This window comes from Bradyrhizobium sp. CCBAU 25360 (assembly GCF_028128695.1).
GTDB classification, from domain to species: Bacteria; Pseudomonadota; Alphaproteobacteria; order Rhizobiales; family Xanthobacteraceae; genus Bradyrhizobium; species Bradyrhizobium ottawaense.
In genome coordinates this window covers 642,961-659,785 of record NZ_LBJA01000043.1, presented here as the reverse complement: position 1 = coordinate 659,785, position 16,825 = coordinate 642,961, and the positions used below count along the sequence as shown (strand labels likewise).

General features: G+C 64.3%; 15 protein-coding genes. 8 read left to right on the top strand and 7 right to left on the bottom strand.

Annotated elements, in window-relative coordinates:
• The first annotated feature begins 22 nt into the window (after positions 1-22).
• The 4 genes from XH81_RS30020 (at position 23) to XH81_RS30005 (ending at position 2,968) form a co-directional block, all read left to right on the top strand.
• Positions 23-1,051 carry an esterase gene (locus tag XH81_RS30020; protein WP_271596500.1) on the top strand — a complete coding sequence of 343 codons (1,029 nt, stop codon included), beginning with the start codon at positions 23-25 and terminating at the stop codon, positions 1,049-1,051.
• A gap of 4 nt (positions 1,052-1,055) precedes the next feature.
• Complete coding sequence (gene tcuB / locus XH81_RS30015; RefSeq protein WP_271596499.1) at positions 1,056-2,162, top strand: tricarballylate utilization 4Fe-4S protein TcuB; 1,107 nt, start codon at positions 1,056-1,058, stop codon at positions 2,160-2,162.
• A 70-nt stretch (positions 2,163-2,232) separates the two neighbouring features.
• Positions 2,233-2,391, top strand: coding sequence for a DUF5993 family protein (locus tag XH81_RS30010; RefSeq protein ID WP_271594510.1), 159 nt, complete (start codon positions 2,233-2,235; stop codon positions 2,389-2,391).
• A gap of 10 nt (positions 2,392-2,401) precedes the next feature.
• Positions 2,402-2,968, top strand: coding sequence for a disulfide bond formation protein B (locus XH81_RS30005; RefSeq protein WP_271596498.1), 567 nt, complete (start codon positions 2,402-2,404; stop codon positions 2,966-2,968).
• On the opposite strand, the gene XH81_RS30000 is transcribed toward XH81_RS30005, so the two are convergent.
• Positions 2,961-3,632, bottom strand: a complete 672-nt coding sequence (locus XH81_RS30000) for an esterase/lipase family protein (RefSeq protein ID WP_271596497.1) — start codon at positions 3,630-3,632, stop codon at positions 2,961-2,963. The two genes, XH81_RS30005 and XH81_RS30000, sit on opposite strands and share 8 nt — an antisense overlap.
• A 5-nt stretch (positions 3,633-3,637) precedes the next feature.
• The gene (locus XH81_RS29995) at positions 3,638-7,042 is read right to left on the bottom strand and encodes an acyl-[ACP]--phospholipid O-acyltransferase (protein WP_028142287.1); all 3,405 of its coding nucleotides are present in this window, start codon (positions 7,040-7,042) and stop codon (positions 3,638-3,640) included.
• A gap of 649 nt (positions 7,043-7,691) precedes the next feature.
• Here XH81_RS29995 and XH81_RS29990 point away from each other — a divergent pair.
• On the top strand, positions 7,692-8,312 hold the full coding sequence (locus XH81_RS29990; RefSeq protein ID WP_028142289.1) for a TetR/AcrR family transcriptional regulator: 621 nt from the start codon (positions 7,692-7,694) through the stop codon (positions 8,310-8,312).
• A gap of 12 nt (positions 8,313-8,324) precedes the next feature.
• Here XH81_RS29990 and XH81_RS29985 read toward each other — a convergent pair whose 3' ends face one another.
• From XH81_RS29985 to XH81_RS29975, 3 genes are all read right to left on the bottom strand, one after another.
• Positions 8,325-9,632 (bottom strand): GGDEF domain-containing protein, encoded by a 1,308-nt coding sequence (locus XH81_RS29985; RefSeq protein ID WP_095424388.1) that lies wholly within the window; start codon positions 9,630-9,632, stop codon positions 8,325-8,327.
• A 249-nt stretch (positions 9,633-9,881) separates the two neighbouring features.
• On the bottom strand, positions 9,882-11,186 hold the full coding sequence (gene pncB / locus XH81_RS29980; protein ID WP_028142291.1) for a nicotinate phosphoribosyltransferase: 1,305 nt from the start codon (positions 11,184-11,186) through the stop codon (positions 9,882-9,884).
• A 79-nt stretch (positions 11,187-11,265) separates the two neighbouring features.
• Entirely contained in the window at positions 11,266-12,186 is a 921-nt protein-coding gene (locus XH81_RS29975) for a LysR family transcriptional regulator (RefSeq protein WP_038949568.1), read from the bottom strand.
• 100 nt (positions 12,187-12,286) lie between these two features.
• Between XH81_RS29975 and pcaH the strand changes: the two genes are divergently transcribed.
• On the top strand, positions 12,287-13,075 hold the full coding sequence (gene pcaH / locus XH81_RS29970) for a protocatechuate 3,4-dioxygenase subunit beta (RefSeq protein ID WP_271596496.1): 789 nt from the start codon (positions 12,287-12,289) through the stop codon (positions 13,073-13,075).
• A gap of 3 nt (positions 13,076-13,078) precedes the next feature.
• Positions 13,079-13,705: a protocatechuate 3,4-dioxygenase subunit alpha gene (gene pcaG / locus XH81_RS29965; RefSeq protein ID WP_038972018.1), complete on the top strand. Its 627-nt coding sequence runs from the start codon at positions 13,079-13,081 to the stop codon at positions 13,703-13,705.
• Positions 13,706-13,729: 24 nt separating this feature from the next.
• Here the strand turns inward: pcaG and XH81_RS29960 are convergent, their stop codons facing one another.
• Together XH81_RS29960 and XH81_RS29955 are read right to left on the bottom strand one after the other, a co-directional pair.
• On the bottom strand, positions 13,730-14,341 hold the full coding sequence (locus XH81_RS29960; protein WP_028142295.1) for a LabA-like NYN domain-containing protein: 612 nt from the start codon (positions 14,339-14,341) through the stop codon (positions 13,730-13,732).
• A gap of 352 nt (positions 14,342-14,693) precedes the next feature.
• Positions 14,694-15,599, bottom strand: coding sequence for a helix-turn-helix domain-containing protein (locus XH81_RS29955; RefSeq protein WP_028142296.1), 906 nt, complete (start codon positions 15,597-15,599; stop codon positions 14,694-14,696).
• A gap of 49 nt (positions 15,600-15,648) precedes the next feature.
• Here XH81_RS29955 and pobA point away from each other — a divergent pair, with 49 nt between their 5' ends.
• Positions 15,649-16,821: a 4-hydroxybenzoate 3-monooxygenase gene (gene pobA, locus XH81_RS29950; protein ID WP_038972016.1), complete on the top strand. Its 1,173-nt coding sequence runs from the start codon at positions 15,649-15,651 to the stop codon at positions 16,819-16,821.
• Positions 16,822-16,825 lie beyond the last annotated feature (4 nt).

Here is a 16,825-nt window from a genome sequence, read left to right as displayed (position 1 = left end):
GAAAAGACTTAAGGGAGGAACCATGTCGCGCCTTGCCATTGCTTCGATCACGGCGCTGCTGACCGTCGGGCACGCCTACGCCGCCGAGCCGATCACCCTGCGCGACATGGGTTCGTTCCACGTCGGCGGGCGTCTCGTCGAAATCTCCGGCAAGCCGGTGAAGGGGGTGGTGTTCACGCCCGGCGGCGTGCCGGCCAAGGTCGATCCCAATGGCACGTATCAGGTCGAGCAGATGTACGTGCAGTATTTCCTGCCCGCGAACGAGAAGGGTGCCTATCCGCTGCTGATGTGGCATGGCGGCGGACTGACCGGCGTCACCTACGAGACCACGCCCGACGGACGCGAAGGCTGGCTGAACTATTTCCTGCGCAAGGGGTGGGCGGTCTATAATTCCGACGCGGTGGAGCGCGGGCGCGCTGGCTGGGCGCAATACCCCGACATATTCAAGAGCGAGCCGGTCTTCCTCACCACCGCCAATCCGTTCGAACGTTTCCGCATCGGCGAAGGGTCAAACTCCTACGATGCCGATCCCGCCAAGCGAAAGCTGTTACCGGGCAACCAGTTTCCCGTCGAGGGCTACGAGAATTTCGTCAAGCAGAACGTGCCGCGCTGGACCACGACGGATGATGCGATCGTCGCTGCCTATATCGCCGAGATCGATCGCGTCGGCCCGTCCGTGATCTTGTTCCACAGCCAGGCCGGCAGCTTCGGCTTCAAGGTCGCACAAGCTCGGCCTGACAAGGTCAAGGCGCTGATCGCGATCGAGCCGGCCGGCATTGGCGATCCCGCCAGGGCGGATGTGCTGAAGAACATCCCGACGCTCATCATCTATGGCGATTATATCGAGCGCGATTCACGCTGGCCCAAGATCCGCGCCAACGGCATCGCCTTTGCCGACGCCATCAAGGCTGCCGGCGGCAGCGTCGACATCGTCGATCTCCCGCAGGCGGGCATCAAGGGCAATTCGCATATGGTGATGATGGACAAGAACAACCTCGAGGTCGCGGGCCTGATTCAGAAATGGCTCGAGACAAAGGGCCTAACGAAGTAAAGCCATGCACGGAACCAGAATCCTGGACGAGGCCGACCGTCTGATGACGGTCTGCAATTCCTGCCGCTACTGCGAGGGGCTGTGCGCGGTATTTCCCGCCATGGAAATGCGCCGCGCCTTCTCCGACGGAGACCTCAACTATCTCGCCAATCTCTGCCATTCCTGCGGCGCCTGCTACGTCGATTGCCAGTTCTCGCCGCCGCATGAGTTCAACGTCAACGTTCCCAGAACGCTCGCGATCGCGCGGGCCGAGTCCTATGCCGCCTATGCCTGGCCGGGCGCGCTGTCCGGCGCTTTCGCCCGCAACGGTCTGGTCATCAGCATCGTCGCTGCGCTCAGCATGGCGGCCTTCATCCTCGGCTTCGCCGCCCTGAACGACGGCAGCGTGCTTTTCGGCGTGCACAGCGGTCCCGGCGCGTTCTACAGGCTGATGCCGCATAACGCGATGGCTGCGCTGTTCAGTGCTGCGCTCCTGTTTGCGATCCTGGCGCTCGTGATGAGCGTACGCGCGTTCTGGCGCGACATCGGCACGCCGATCGACGGCCGGGCCGATGGCGGCTCGATCATTCAGGCGATCCGCGATGCCGGCGAGCTGCGCTATCTCCATGGCGGCGGCGTCGGTTGCTACAACGAGGACGACAAGCCGACCGACCGGCGCAAGCTGTATCACCACCTGACCTTCTACGGCTTCCTGCTGTGCTTCGCCGCCACCTCGGTTGCCACGCTGTATCACTATCTGCTCGGCCGCGAGGCGCCGTATCCGTGGTGGGACCTGCCCGTGGTGCTGGGCACGCTCGGCGGCATCGGTCTGATCATCGGCCCGGTCGGTCTGTTCATGGCCAGGATGCGACGCGATCCGGCGCTGCTCGACGAGAGCCGCTACGGCATGGATGTCGGCTTCATCGCCATGTTGTTCCTGACCGGCCTCACCGGCATGCTGCTTCTGGTCCTGCGGGAGACCGCCGCGATGGGGCCGCTGCTGGCGTTGCACCTCGGCGCCGTGTTCGCACTGTTCGTCACCATGCCCTATGGCAAGTTCGTGCACGGCATCTACCGCTTCGCGGCGCTGGTGCGTTACGCGCAGGAGCGTCGCGGCGAAGCCGGCTCTTGAGGGGCGTGCAGGGCTGACGTATCTCTTGGCCGTTCGCGCGCTGCGCGAATCGCTTGGGGAGCCCGTGCTCATGTACATGTTCCTGCCTTTTCTGCTGGCGCTCGCAGGCTGCGCCAGCGTCTGGCGCTCGCGCGCGGGGCTGAGCTATGCGCTCTGGAGTGCAACGATCCTCGTCACCGTCGCATGGTTCTTCCACCACGCGACCGACCCGCTGAAATTCTCGTTCTGATGGTGTCGAGATGAATCCTGTAGAGACGAGCGAGCAACAGCCGGTCGGCGCGATCCTGAACATGCTTGGGTTGCTCGGGATCTCGCTGATCTTGACCGTCGCATTCTTCTATCAGCTTGCGCTCCGTGAGCTACCCTGTCCGCTGTGCTTGCTGCAGCGGGCCGGGTTCATCGCGATTGGCATGGGATTCCTGTTCAACATGCGCCTCGGTGAACGTCCATCCCACTACGCGATGATCCTCGTGGCCAGCCTCGTCACCGGCTTCATCTCGATGCGGCAGGTGTCGCTGCATCTGGCGCCTGGCGATCCTGGATACGGCTCGGCGCTGTTGGGCTTGCATTTCTACACCTGGGCGCTGATCGCGGCCGTCGGCGTCATATGCTATGTCGCGCTCGTCTTCGTCTTGAAGGATGTGACCGGCAAGCGGGACGGGAATGCGCCCCCGAGCGGACCGGCGTCGAACGCGGTCTTCGCGATCTTTGCGTTGCTGGTTGCCGCAAATCTGCTGTCCACCGTGCTCGAATGTGGAGCGGGACAGTGCGATGACAACCCGGTTCGGTATCTCTTGCTCAGGTGAGCGGCGCGGTGCGGAAACGCCCATCGCGCAGGAAGGCGATGGTCTGCTCGATTGCGGCGGCGTGACGCGGAAGCCCGGTATGAGACGCCTTCACGACGACATGGTCGGTCATGCCAGCCAGCATCGCGCTCTGCACCGACACCCGCCCGTCATTCGGTTTCGGCAGAACAAGGAGGCCGGCGACGGAATCGATGAAGCGGTTTCCGGCGATCACGCCAACGGGGTAGTCCACGGTGGGCCGGGCGCGGATCGCAGTCGTAAGTTCAAGTCCAGCCGGGCCGTAGAACGTGCGGTAGAGGCGGGATCCGCTGAGGAGATCGGCGACCTCGCTGCCGCTGTTCGGCGTGCCCAGCATCACGACGCGGCCAAGCCGGGCCGGCCGGTGTTTTGGGATATAGGCGCGCGCGACGAGGCCGCCCATCGAATGCGCGACGAAATGCAGCGGCGCGTCGCGTTCGGCGAAACCGGAGATCGCGGGGTGAATGTCGTCTGCAAGGGCCGCGATCGCCTTCTTGCGGCTGGGATAGTCGATGTTGAGCGTCGCAAAGCCGCTCGCCTGGAGTGCCCGTTCCAGCTTCCTCAGGGATGCCGAGGTTCGCGCGATGCCGTGAAGCAGAACCACTCCCGGGCATCGCGCGTCGCCTGATTGAGGCGCCTCGCGCATCTGTCTTACGCTACCTCGCGCTCCGGCGAGGACGCCTGCTCGCGGGCCATCGTGGTTGCGGTGACGTAGTCGGTCTTGCCGGTGCCGAGCAGCGGCACCTTGTCGACCACCATGATCGCCGCAGGAACGGTCAGCTCGGATGCGCCGATTGCTTTGGCCTGGCCCTGCATCGCGCTGCGCTCGGCGGTCTTCTCCGTCGTCAGCAGCACGATGCGCTCGCCCTTGCGCTGGTCGGGGATCGACACGGCAACTGATGCAGCTTGCGGCCACAACGTCGCGGCGATGCTCTCGACTGCCGACAGCGACACCATTTCGCCGGCAATCTTGGCAAAGCGCTTGGCGCGTCCCTTGATGGTGATGAAGCCGGCCGCGTCGATCGCGACGATGTCGCCGGTGTCGTGCCAGCCTTCGGGAAGTACTTCGAGCACGCCGGGATTCTCGGCCCGCAAGTAACCGAGCATCACGTTCGGCCCGCGCACCGAGAGCCGTCCACCTTCCTCGATGCCGGGGACCGGGTCGAGACGGCTTTCCATCAGCGGCGAGAGGCGGCCGACGGTGCCGGGGCGGTTGGCCATCGGCGTGTTCATCGCCAGCACCGGCGCAGTCTCGGTGACGCCGTAGCCTTCGAGGATGCGGATGCCGTAGCGTTCCATGAACACCTGCCGCGTGCGGTCCTTGACCGCCTCGGCGCCGGCGATCACGAGGCGCAGGGTGCGGAAGTCGTAGGCATGCGCCGAGCGGGCATAGCCGGTGAGGAACGTATCGGTGCCGAACAGGATGGTGGCGCCGGTCTGGTAGATGAGCTCGGGCACGATCCGGTAGTGCAGCGGCGAGGGGTACATGTAGATCGGAATGCCCGCGAGCATCGGCATCATCATCCCGCCGGTCAGCCCGAACGAGTGGAACACCGGCAGCACGTTGAACACCTTGTCATTGGCGTTGGCATCGACCCGCGCCAGCGCCTGCGCCGCGTTGGCGAGGATGTTGCGGTGGGACAGCACCACGCCCTTGGGCGTTCCTTCTGAACCCGACGTGAACAGCACGACGGCGGGGTCGGTTGCCTGGCGGGCGACGCGCGGCGCGGTGCCGGCGAGCAGGCCCTTGATCTTGTCGGCCGTCCCGATCGAGGCGCGGACGTCCTCGAGATAGACGACCCGGGCTTCCGCGGAGATCGCAGCCATCAGCTTGTCGAGCTTGCCCTTCTCGATGAAGGCCTTCGATGTCAGCACGGTCTTGACTTCTGCGGCCTTCATGGCGGCGAGGACGTTGACCGGGCCGGCCGAGAAGTTGAGCATCGCCGGGACCCGGCCGATGTTCTGCAGCGCCATGAAGACGACGGCGACGCCCGCCGAATTTGGCAGCAACACGCCGACATTCTCGCCCACGGCGGTACCGGTCTCCAGCTTCCGGCTCAAGACCTGAGCGCCAAGGATCAGCTTGCGATAGGTCAGCTTGGTGCCGAGCGCGTCCTCGATAATGACCTTACCGGTGTCGCGATCGCGATAGGCGTGTCCGAGCGCCTCGAACAGCGAGTGATCGAGCATGGCGTTCTTGACGAGAGCATCGATCATCACGTCCTGAAGCGCGGCGCCGGCGGCATTGCGGCGTGCCTTGCCCTTCAGCGCCGGATCGACCGGAAGCTTGACGGGCGGCAGGATAGTGACCGTCACCCGCGGAAACCACGAGCGCTTGATCTGGCTAGAGTTGAGGTAGCTGAGATGCGAGCGCTGCGCGCCTTCGATGCGAACCGGCACGACCACCGCATCGGCCTTGTCCGCGATCATCGCGGTGCCGTCATAGACCTTCATCAGCGAGCCCGAGACAGTGATACGTCCTTCCGGAAAGATCACCACCGGCTCGCCGGCGGCGACCAGCTTGATCAGGTCGCGCGCAGCCAGCGGCTTGCTCGGATCCATGGTGTAGTGCTTGACGACGCGCAGGAACGGCTTGGCCCACCAGGCCTTGGCGATGCCGGTATCCACCGCGAAGCTCGCGTCGATCGGCAGCACGGCGTGGAGCAGCGGGCCATCGATCAGGCTGACATGGTTGGGCGCGATCAGCATGCGCGTGCCGGCAGGCGGCAGGTTCTCGAGGCCGCGAACCTCAGTGCGGAACAGTGCGCGGAACAGCAGCCCGCCGAAATCGCGCACGCCTTCCTTGCCCCATTTCGTCAGCACGAACCACACCGCGCCGAAGCTCGCGACGCCGAGCCCGAAGAAGATCCAGCCGATGTGGAGGCCGGCCGCCTGCAGCAGCGCGACGAACAGCGAGCCGACCACCATGAAGGCGGCCTGCAGTACGTTGCCGGCGGCGATGATGCGGGCGCGCTCGGATGGTGCCGACCAGGCCTGGACCGCGGCGAAGGAGGGAACGACGAACAGGCCGCCGCCGAATGCGAAGGCGACGAAGTCGACGAGCATACGCAGGCCTGCGAACGAGGTCGCGAAACCGGCCGCGGTGATGTCCTGGCCCTTGGCGGTCACGCCGATGGCCCAGGCGAGATCGAGGCCGGCAAACCCCATGATGATGGCGCCGATCGGCACCAGCGCGAGATTCGGGCGAACGTGGCTGAGGCTCGCGGCAAACAGCGAGCCGATGGCGATGCCGATCGCGAAGATCGCAAGGCACAGCGTCACCACGCCCTCGGTGCCGCCAACGACATCCTTGACCAGCGCCGGCAGCAGCGACAGCACGATCGCGCCGACCAGCCAGAACCAGGAGACGATCACCGTGCCGTCCCACAGCCGATGGTCGGCATGCAGGGTCTTGAGAAGGCCCACCGTCGAGGTCCAGGGATTGGCATCGACGGGCAGGTCAGGCGCAGACGGCGTCGTCTGCGGAATGCGTGAGGCGAAGGCCCATGACAACAAGGCCAGCACGACCACGGCGGATGCGACCCAGCCCATATGCGCGGATCCCGCCACGAACTGGCCGCCGGCGACGGTGCCGAGCAGGATCGCCATGAAGGTCGCGCCTTCGACGAGCGCGTTGCCGGTCGCGAGCTCGCCGAGCTCGAGCTGATCCGGCAGCATGGAATATTTCACGGGCCCGAACAGCGCGGCGATGGTGCCGAACAGGGCGAGCGCTGCGAACAGCAGCGGCACCGAGTGCAGGAAGAAGCCTGCGGCGGCAAAGCAAGCAGCGAAGATCTCGGCGAATTTGAGCCGCCTTGCGACGACGGATTTGACGTATTTGTCGGCGAGCTGGCCGCCGAGCCCGGACAGGATGAAATAGGGGAAGATGAAGACGGCGCCTGCCACCGTCACCAGCGCATCGCCGTGGCCGGTTGCGGCACTGTAAAGCAGGATGATGACGAGCGCGTTCTTGAGCACGTTGTCATTGAGCGCCGAGAAGAATTGCGCCCAGAACAGTGGGGCAAAGCGGCGTGACGACATCAATTCCCTGATCATGACTAGTCCTGTTTTGGGAAGGCAGAATGAGGTTCGTTACGTTGTCTTTGAAGCGTCACGACCGGAAGGGGAGGGGACGAACGATTGCGGGCACTGATCGCCGCCTGCCTTGTCCCCTCGATCCCTCTGATCCTGTTGGTCTCCAGGCGGTGTCGTTAGGTTCGCAAAATATCTGGGCGCCCTCACGGGGTATGCGCCGAGCGATGAGGAAAAGCTGAACCGCGTCACTGAAGTCTGGCGAGATCGGCCGCGAACATCGGGACATGGTAAGTCCTTCCTTGCAACCAGTTCTTGCATTCGAGCCGACCCGCGTGTGCAGGTCGCGTGCGCCTCAGGTGAGATGGGCGAGGTGACGAAAGGGCGAGAGGCGGCGGAGCAGGCTGAATCGGCGGCCCTCTTGACGGGCGCGCGTGCGGCTGGCCCGCCACATCCGGAAGGTCGCGCGGCGTTCGGCAAGCACGCCGGCAATGTCGCAGGCATTTGCGATGCGATCGATCGGCGTCATGGCGAACCGCAGCAGGGCGCGGCCAAGGCCAGTCACCAGGGCGGTGGCGTCGTCGACAAAGGTGGCGGCGATATCAACAGCGAGGGTTTGCATTTTGGTCGTCTCCAGGTTAGTTTGAACAATGTTCACATGAGTAGCTCGAAAATGAACAATGTTCAAGAAGAATCGCTGCGGGATCAGAAAAAAAATCGGCGACGGCTCCAGATCCTGGAGATTGCCCGGGGGATTATCGCAACTAAAGGATTGAGATCGTTGAAGGTTCGGGACGTTGCAGAGGCCGCCGGCTGCTCTGTCGGCAGCGTCTACAACGAGTTCGGCGACTTCGACGGGGTCATCCTGACCGTCAATCGGGAGACCGTTCAGGCCCTCACGGCCCGGCTTCGCGGGGTTCCGGCCGATGACTCCGTGCGCCAGCTCTACGGGCTCGCCGAGACCTATCTGGAATTCTTCGCGGAGCACGCCAATCTGCTGCGCTCGCTGTTCGAGCATCGGATGGAGGACGACCGTCCTTATCCCGACGACATCCTGCAGATGGTGATGGACGCTTTTGCGCTGATGCATCCGCCCCTGGTGCGGCTGCTACCGGATGCGGATGACGTGAAGATCGCGCTGTTGTCGCGCACCTTGTTTTCTGCCGTGCATGGCATCATCTCGCTCGGTCTCGAGGAGCGCATGGTGGCCGTGCCGCCGCAGATGCTGCGTCAGCAGGTCGAACAATTCATCGATGCGCATCTGGTGGGTCTCGGGATCGTGTCGTCGCGGTGACGACGGAGAGCGTCAGGCGCGCGCGACCTCGCGCGGTCGGGCTGCAACGACGATGACATCAGGTCTTCCGCCGTCGACCTGAACGCGGTTGCGTCCCTTTTCCTTGGCGCGATAGCAGGCGGCGTCCGCGCGCCGCATCGCGCCTTCGAGCGTGGTGCTGGCGTCGGCGATGCAGGTGACGCCGATGCTGGCGGTCACCGCAAAGTAGCGATCGTCCCAGGCGAAGCTGAACAGCTCGAGCGATCGCCGCAGCCGTTCGGCGATGTCGACCGCGTTCGCAGGCGAGCACTGTGGCAGGATCAGGCCGAATTCGTCGCCGCCCAGCCGGGCCACCAGGTCACGCGGATGCCGATCCTGTTGCAGGAGGCGGGAGACCTGGCAAAGCAGGCTGTCGCCGGCAAGGTGCCCGCAGCTGTCGTTGACGTTCTTGAATTGGTCGAGGTCGAGCAGGATCAGGCCCAGCGATCCCGCCGCGGCAACGTCCAGCTCGCTTTGCAGGCGCGCCTCGAAGGCGCGGCGGTTGGACAGGCCGGTCAGCCAGTCGTGCGATGCCTGCCACGCCAGGCGTTCCTTCTCGGCATGCAGGGCGTCTTCGAAGGCCTGCCGCTGCAGTACCAATCGCCTGGTGTGCCAGATCAGGAGCAGGATCAGCGTCACGGCGGTGACGATGTTGAGGCCGGTCAGCGTCAGCTTGATGGCGCGGGAGCCTTCGCCAAGCACGGTGGAGAACCGGTTGGCATGCACCGTGAACTGGGTGTTGAGCTCGGAGAGCCGCGACGACAGGAATTGCAGCCGGCTTGCGTCTCGAACAGGACCGTTCTCCAACTCGGACCGGATGACTTCGCCGAAGACGCTTAGTTCGAGCAGCATGGGGTCGGTGGCGGCCCACTCGCGGATCGCTTCCTGAAGGAAGCTGACGCGATTAAAGTAGCGAAACAGCCAGATCAATCCCGCGACGTCATCGGGATGGTTGCCGCCTTGCAGGAAGCCGATGCGGGCGGCCTCGACGTCGATCGGATCGCGCTCGAGCGCCCAGCGCGCGAACTCGTCACCGATGGGAACGGCAAGCGAGGCTTGGTATTGCGTGAACTGGCTGGCATCGCCCGAATGCAAATAGAGATTGAGGAAATAGACGGCGTTCTTCTGCGAGCGCGACCACATCGCTTCGCCCGCGACATAGGCGCGGACCGACGACATCACCTCGAGACTGAATCCCGCGATCGCCGCCTGGAGCACGACGACCATCACGAAAGGCGAGACGAGCTTGATGACATGAAGGAAGCTGTGTCCCTTCGTCGACGTCGCTGTTCTGCGAAACACCCTGCGTTCCCCAAATCGCGCAATGACCCCCAGCGGAGCGCTGCGCCTGCAACGCGAAGTAGAGGATATGGTTGCTTAACTCGGCCTGAAAGGCGGGGGAGACTGCATCGCAGGGTGAAAGCGCTGTGAAGCCGATATGCGCAGATCGCTTCAAATGCCGGTAAATCGGACAAAGCGGGGCATCGACGAAGCAATGCCTCGCATTCGTCGTGCGCAGTTTACCCGATCGAGAGAGTCTCGATGGCGCCGTTAGACCAGCACCGGCTTGCGGACGCGGCCGGCGTCGCCGAACACGCGCAGATAACGCTCGATCTCCGAGGGCATGCCGGTCGCCTTTTCCGGATTGTCGGAGAGCTTGACGGCCGGTTGGCCATCGACCGACGACACCTTGCAGACCAGCGAGATCGGATCGAGATTGAACGAGCCGTCCGGCGGGCAGCCGACGAAGTCGTTGGTGAGGTTGGTGCCCCAGCCGAAGGAGAGCCGCACCCGGCCGGCGAAGTGGTGATAGGTCTCCTCGATCGAGCCGACATCCATGGCATCCGAAAAGACGAGCAGCTTGTCCTTGGGATTGCGCCCCTTCTTTTCCCACCAGGCGACGATCTCCTCGCCGGCCTGGATCGGCGGCGCGCTGTCGGGGCGGAAGCCGGTCCAGTCCGCGACCCATTCCGGCGCGTCGCGCAGGAAGGCCTTGGTGCCGAAGGCGTCGGGCAGCGCGATCAGCAAATTGCCGCCATAAGTCTGGCGCCACTGGTCGAGAATGCGATAGGGCGCCCAGCGCAACTCCTCGTCGTCCCTGGCAAGTGCCGCGGCGACCATCGGCAGCTCATGCGCGTTGGTGCCGATGGCTTCGAGATCATTATCCATCGCGAGCAGGACATTGGAGGTTCCGATGAAGGACGGACCGAGGCCTTCCTTCACCGCCTCCACGCACCAGCGCTGCCAGAGGAAGCCGTGACGGCGACGTGTGCCGAAGTCGGACAGACGCAGATTCTCCAGCTTGCGCAGCCGCTCCACCTTCGTCCACAGCTTGGCCTTGGCGCGGGCATAGAGCACGTCGAGCTCGAAGCGGCCGCGGCCCTTCATCGCAGCGCGCGAGCGCAGCTCGTTGAGAATCGCGAGCGCCGGGATCTCCCACATCGTGGTGTGGGTCCACGGTCCGTGGAAATGCAATTCGTACTGGCCCTCGACCTTGCGCAGCTCATACTCGGGGAGGCGGAATTCAGCCAGCCAGCGGATGAAGTCCGCCGAAAACATGTGGGTCTTGCCGTAGAAGGTGTTACCGGCCAGCCAGATCAGCTCCTTCTTCGTGAAGCGGATGGTGCGGGCATGGTCGAGCTGGGCCCGCAGCTCGCCCTCGTCGATGATCTCGGCGAGCCGCACGTGGCGCGAGCGGTTGATGACCGAGAAGGTCACCTGCTGGTTCGGGTAGGACTCCCGAATCATTTGCAACATCAATAGCTTGTAGAAGTCGGTATCAAGCAGGCTGCGGATGATGGGGTCCAGCCGCCAGCTGTGATTGTAGGTCCGGCTCGCAATATCGGTCACTGTCATGGGGGGATTTTAGCGCGGCGGCCCGCGCGCAACCAGTGGGTTTGGCGAGGGGTGGTCTTCCGAAAGGCGGTAACGGCGATCAGGCCTTGGCAGCCGTCGCTGCGACCGTCTCGAGCTGGCTCCTGACCCAACGATGAGCCGGATCTTTCTGATAGCGCTGGTGCCAGACCATGAACATAGGCAGCTCGGCCAGCGTCCGCGTGCGGGACGCCAGCGGTATGCGCGTTTGCGCGAAGCCGCGCATCACGCCGGATGCGAGCAGGCTCGGCATGCTCGCCAGCATCTGCGAGCCGCGCAAGAAGGACGGCACGCCGGAAAAGCTCGGCACCGAGATCGCGATGTCGCGGTGAAGACCGTTGGCCGCCAGCCGGCGGTCGAAGTCGAGCCGCTCATTGTCGGTATAGACGACGGTGATGTGGCGCGCGGCGAGATAGGCGCTGCGGCTGGCCGGCGCGGTGCGTGCCTTCCCATCGAAGTAACAGACGTAATGGTCCTGGAGCAGGCGCTTCTGCACGATGTCGATGCCGGACGGCGGCAGCGGCGTGATCAGGAGATCGCAGCGGTTCTCGCGCAGCATCGCGGGCGAAGGCGATTGCGAGGGGATCACGCGCAGGTTCAGGCTCTTCACCTGGCCGGCGACATGGTCGAAGAACCGGGGCAGCAGCAGATCGCGCTGGAAGTCATTGGCGGCGACCGTCAGCGAGAGCTGCGCGCGTGGCGGCTCGAAGCTGACGCCGCCGGCAAAGCTCCGCATCTCGTCGATCAGTGCGCGCGCCTTCGCGGCCAACGCTTGCGCATGCGCAGTGGCGACGATGCCACGGCCGGATTTGGCGAACAGTGGATCGCCCGCGATCCGCCGCAGCTTGTTCAGGGCGTGGCTGACGGCGGACTGGGTCAGGCCGAGCCGGGTGGCGGCCGCCGTGACCGAGCCTTCCTCCAGCACGGCGAGGAACAGTTCGAGGGCGTGGCCGTCGAGCGCCAAATGATCGATTTCCTTCATGCAATATATTATAATCGATCTATTTATCTGTGGAATAGACCGGCCCATGATCTCCCGATAAGCCGTGCGTCCGGACCCGGGCGCCCCAGGGAGAGACACGATGAATGCCCAGGCGCCAGTCTTGCGGGATCCCCGCCTCAACCGCCCCGAGCCCTTGACGCCGCCGCTCAGCGACGGGGGCTTCTTCCAGCGGGATCGCTCGATTCATCCGCCGGCGCATGCGCCGGGTTACAAATCCTCGGTGCTGCGCTCGCCGCGCCAGTCGCTGTTGTCGCTGGAGGGTTCGGTCTCGGAGATCACGGGGCCGGTGTTCGGCCACAACGATCTCGGCCCGCTCGACAATGATCTGATCCGCAACTACGCCAAGGACGGCGATCCCGTCGGCGAGCGCATCATCGTCCACGGCCGCGTGCTGGACGAGACCGGCCGGGGCGTTCCGAACACGCTGGTCGAGTTCTGGCAGGCCAATGCCGGCGGCCGCTACCGGCACAAGAAGGACACCTATCTGGCGCCGATCGACCCGAATTTTGGCGGCTGCGGCCGCGCGCTGACCGACGACACCGGCTACTACTATTTCCGCACCGTGAAGCCGGGCCCCTATCCCTGGCGCAACTATGTCAACAGCTGGCGTCCCGCCCACATCCATTTCTCCGTGTTCGGTTCGGGCTTTGCGCAGCGGCTGATCACGCAGATGTATTTCGAGGGCGATCCCCTGATCCCGGTTTGTCCGATCCTGACGACGATCCCGGACAAGGATGCGCTCGACCGTCTCGTGGCGCCGCTTGACCTCAACGCCTCGACGCCGTTCGACTCGCTGGCCTACCGCTTCGACATCGTCCTGCGCGGCCAGCGCTCCACCTATTTTGAAAACCGCACCGCGGGGAACTGAGCCATGCCGCAGCCGCTCAACTATCTCAAGGAAACCGCCTCGCAGACGGCCGGGCCCTACGTCCATATCGGCTTGATCCCGGCGATGGCCGGCTTCGACATCTTCGAGAAGAACTTCTCGAATGTCCTGACAACGCCGAATACGGAAGGCGAGCGCATCACGCTGGAAGGCAAGGTGCTCGATGGCACCGGTACGCCGCTGCGCGACGTGCTGCTGGAGATCTGGCAGGCCAATGCGGCCGGCCGCTACAACCATCCGGCCGACCGTACGGCCGGCGCGCTGGAGCAGGAGTTTCGCGGCTGGGGCCGCGCCGGCTCCGACTTCGAGAGCGGTCTCGTCACCTTCGAGACCATCAAGCCGGGCGCGATCGTCGACAAGGCGGGCCGGAAATGCGCGCCGCACATCAATGTCTGGATCGTCGCGCGCGGCATCAACATCGGCCTCAACACGCGGCTCTATTTCTCGGATGAAGAGGCTGCCAACGCCGCCGACCCCGTGCTCAACCTGATCGAACAGACGGCCCGGCGTTCGACGCTGATCGCAAAGCGCAGCGAGCGCGCCGGCAAGGTCGTGTATTCCTTCACGATCCATCTGCAGGGGCCGGAGGAGACAGTGTTCTTCGACGTGTGAGGATCCGGCCGCCGTCCGGCAGGATCACTCCACCGGATCGCCGCGATTGATCGCTCCGCGGGCGAGGAATTGCGGCGACTGACGCATTTCGCGCGATCCCGGCCGATCGGCCGGATCGCGCCCGACCCTTTGTCTCAGTTCTGCCAGGTCGATGAATATGTCGGCCTGTCGGCGCAGGTCGTCGGCGACCATGGGTGGCTGAGTGGAGAGTGTGGAGACGACCGTCAGGCGGACGCCGCGGCGTTGCAGGGCTTCCACCAGCGAACGAAAATCCCCGTCGCCCGAGAACAGCACGATCTGATCGACGTGCTTGGCGAGTTCCATCGCACTTACGGCGAGATCGACATCCATGCTGCCCTTCACCTTGCGGCGGCCCGTGGTGGCGTCGACGAACTCCTTGGTAAGCTTGGTGACGACGGTGTATCCGTTATAGCCGAGCCAATCGATCAACGGGCGGATCGACGAATACTCCTGATTCTCGATGAGGGTCGTGTAGTAGAACGCCCGCAACAGCACACCCCGGCTTTGGAATTCGCCGAGCAGACGCCTGTAATCGATGTCGAAGCCGAGCGCCTTGGAGGTGGCATGTAGATTGGAGCCGTCGATAAAGAGTGCGATCTTCTCAATCGAAGACATTGTGCTCAAATCTCCAGTCCACACGAAAGCTGGCCGATCAGCTGTCAGAGTACGGTATGTCGGCCGGAAAATACTGAAGGCGCCGATGACTTACTGAAAAAGCGGCGCAGACGACCGGACAGGGGTGGCCGTCTTGCGCCAAGGTAAGGGAGGTTCCATGCCACCAGCGCCAGGGCGCCGAATGCAGCCACGCTAAGGCGCGAGCAGGCCCTGCTCAATTGTACTGAGGTAAGGGGCTTCTATGCAAAGGATAGGACCCGATATACGAAGGTAAGTGGCTGCGCCGGCAACAAGGGCCATTGCGGCAATGTCGCCTTCAAACATGGGCGCGCTCGGTCTTTCGTCCGGCGTGTCAAATTTCATCACCATGCAGCTGGGTGCGAAAGGCGCGCGGTGACACCCCCGTGGCCGCGGCATAGACCCGGCTGAAATAGGCGGGGTCCTCGAAGCCCAGCGTGTAGGCAATCGTCGAGATCGGCAAATTGGTATAGACGAGGTTGCGTCGCGCCTCGCGGATCAGCCGGTTGAGGATGAGGTGCGAGGCGGTATCACCGGTCGCCGCCCGCGTGATCCGGTTGAGATGTGTCGGCGTCACCGCCAGCGCCTCGGCATAGTCCGCGACGCTCCAGCGTTCCAGGTGATGCTGCTCCAGCAACGCCTCGAAGCGGCGGAACAGGCTGGACTCGACCGTGCCGTTGCCGCCGCTCTCGCTCGTGAGTGCGCGGGCCACCAGCCCGATCATGGCCGACGACAACGCCCGCAGCACATGCGCGCGGCCGAAATCGCGCGCGGCATGTTCGGCGAAGATCTGCTTCATGGTGGCGCGGATCTGCGGCGTTCCGCGCACCACGGCCGAGCGCGCCAGCGCACCGCGCAGGCCCTCGGCGGCGAGCAGCGCCTCGTCCAGAATTTCCGCGGCGATGGTCAGCACCCACCCTTGCGTATCAGGCACGAAGCGGAAGCCGTGGACATGACCGACCGGCACGTTGACGATCTGCGCCGGCTTCAAGGGCACCACCCGCCCATCGAGCGTCGCCTCGCCGCCGCCGCGCTCGATCAGCAGCACCTGGTGCAGCCGGGCATGGCGGTGCACGGCCAGGGTCCAGTCGTGCAGCACCGAGCGGGACGCGATGGTCTCGCAATGCACGACGTCAGGCAGATCGCCGGACTCGCCGAACAAATTGTAGACCCGGATCGCCGGGGCAGGGAGCGCGCCTCTCATGTTCGAATAGTACAAGACAATGGCGAAACCCTCCATCGGTCTGCGCCGCCAAATCTGCAAAAAAGTGCCGACGGAGGACGCAAGAATGAAGGTTCAGGTCTGTATCATCGGCGGCGGGCCGTCCGGGCTGTTGTTGTCCCAGCTGCTGCACCTGAAGGGCATCGACGCGGTCGTGCTGGAGAAATACAGCCGCGACCATGTGCTCGCCCGCATCCGCGCCGGCGTGCTCGAGCACGGCTTCGCCGAGTTAATGCGCGAGGCGCAGTGCGGCGAGCGAATGGACCGCGAGGGCGAGATCCACACCGGTTTCGAGATCGCCCATGACGGCGTGCTGTCCAAGATCGATCTGCACAAGCATTCCGGCGGCAGTTCGGTGCTGGTCTACGGCCAGACCGAGCTGACGCGCGATCTCTATGAGGCGCGGGACCGCCTCGGCGGCAAGGTCGTGCACAATGCGCAGGACGTGACGCCGCATGATCTGACGTCGGACCGGCCCTACGTGACCTATCGAGCGAACGGCGAGACTGTCCGTGTCGATTGCGACTATATCGTCGGAGCCGACGGCTTTCACGGCGTCAGCCGCAAGTCGATCCCGAGGGATGTGCTGCGCGAATATGAGAAGGTCTATCCGTTCGGCTGGCTGGGGGTACTGTCGCGCACCAAGCCGGTGTCGCCCGAGCTGATCTACGTGAAGCACGAGCGCGGCTTTGCGCTCTGTTCGCTGCGCTCGCAGGTGCTGAGCCGCTATTACATCCAGGTGCCGCTGACCGACAAGGTCGAGGATTGGAGCGACGATGCGTTCTGGGCCGAGCTGAAGCGCCGCCTGCCGGGTGAGGTCGCCGGCAAGTTGATCACGGGGCCGTCGATCGAGAAGAGCATCGCGCCTCTGCGCAGCTTCGTCGCCGAGCCGATGAGCTATGGCCGGCTGTTCCTCGCCGGCGATGCCGCTCACATCGTGCCACCGACAGGGGCGCGCGGGCTGAACAGCGCGGCGTCCGACATCTATTATCTCTACCACGCCTTGCTCGCGCATTATCAGAGCGGTGATGATTCCGGCCTTGCAGGCTATTCCGCCAAGGCACTCGCGCGGATCTGGAAGGCGCAGCGCTTCTCCTGGTGGATGACGATGCTGCTGCATCGCTTTCCCGACCGGCTCGAATACGAGGATCGGCTTCAGCAGACCGAGCTGGATTATCTTCTCTCATCCGAGACGGCGCAGCGCCTGCTCGCTGAGAATTACGTGGGCCTGCCGTTTTAAGGCG

What these genes read in the sequence shown, in the direction of transcription:
- XH81_RS30000 (WP_271596497.1), bottom strand. Translation starts at nt 3,632, where the DNA reads ATGCGCGAGGCGCCTCAATCAGGCGACGCGCGATGCCCGGGAGTGGTT.
- XH81_RS30005 (WP_271596498.1), top strand. Translation starts at nt 2,402, where the DNA reads ATGAATCCTGTAGAGACGAGCGAGCAACAGCCGGTCGGCGCGATCCTG.
- XH81_RS30010 (WP_271594510.1), top strand. Translation starts at nt 2,233, where the DNA reads ATGTACATGTTCCTGCCTTTTCTGCTGGCGCTCGCAGGCTGCGCCAGC.
- XH81_RS30020 (WP_271596500.1), top strand. Translation starts at nt 23, where the DNA reads ATGTCGCGCCTTGCCATTGCTTCGATCACGGCGCTGCTGACCGTCGGG.
- pcaG (WP_038972018.1), top strand. Translation starts at nt 13,079, where the DNA reads ATGCCGCAGCCGCTCAACTATCTCAAGGAAACCGCCTCGCAGACGGCC.
- tcuB (WP_271596499.1), top strand. Translation starts at nt 1,056, where the DNA reads ATGCACGGAACCAGAATCCTGGACGAGGCCGACCGTCTGATGACGGTC.
- pcaH (WP_271596496.1), top strand. Translation starts at nt 12,287, where the DNA reads ATGAATGCCCAGGCGCCAGTCTTGCGGGATCCCCGCCTCAACCGCCCC.
- XH81_RS29960 (WP_028142295.1), bottom strand. Translation starts at nt 14,341, where the DNA reads ATGTCTTCGATTGAGAAGATCGCACTCTTTATCGACGGCTCCAATCTA.
- XH81_RS29975 (WP_038949568.1), bottom strand. Translation starts at nt 12,186, where the DNA reads ATGAAGGAAATCGATCATTTGGCGCTCGACGGCCACGCCCTCGAACTG.
- pncB (WP_028142291.1), bottom strand. Translation starts at nt 11,186, where the DNA reads ATGACAGTGACCGATATTGCGAGCCGGACCTACAATCACAGCTGGCGG.
- XH81_RS29990 (WP_028142289.1), top strand. Translation starts at nt 7,692, where the DNA reads ATGAACAATGTTCAAGAAGAATCGCTGCGGGATCAGAAAAAAAATCGG.
- XH81_RS29995 (WP_028142287.1), bottom strand. Translation starts at nt 7,042, where the DNA reads ATGATCAGGGAATTGATGTCGTCACGCCGCTTTGCCCCACTGTTCTGG.
- pobA (WP_038972016.1), top strand. Translation starts at nt 15,649, where the DNA reads ATGAAGGTTCAGGTCTGTATCATCGGCGGCGGGCCGTCCGGGCTGTTG.
- XH81_RS29955 (WP_028142296.1), bottom strand. Translation starts at nt 15,599, where the DNA reads ATGGAGGGTTTCGCCATTGTCTTGTACTATTCGAACATGAGAGGCGCG.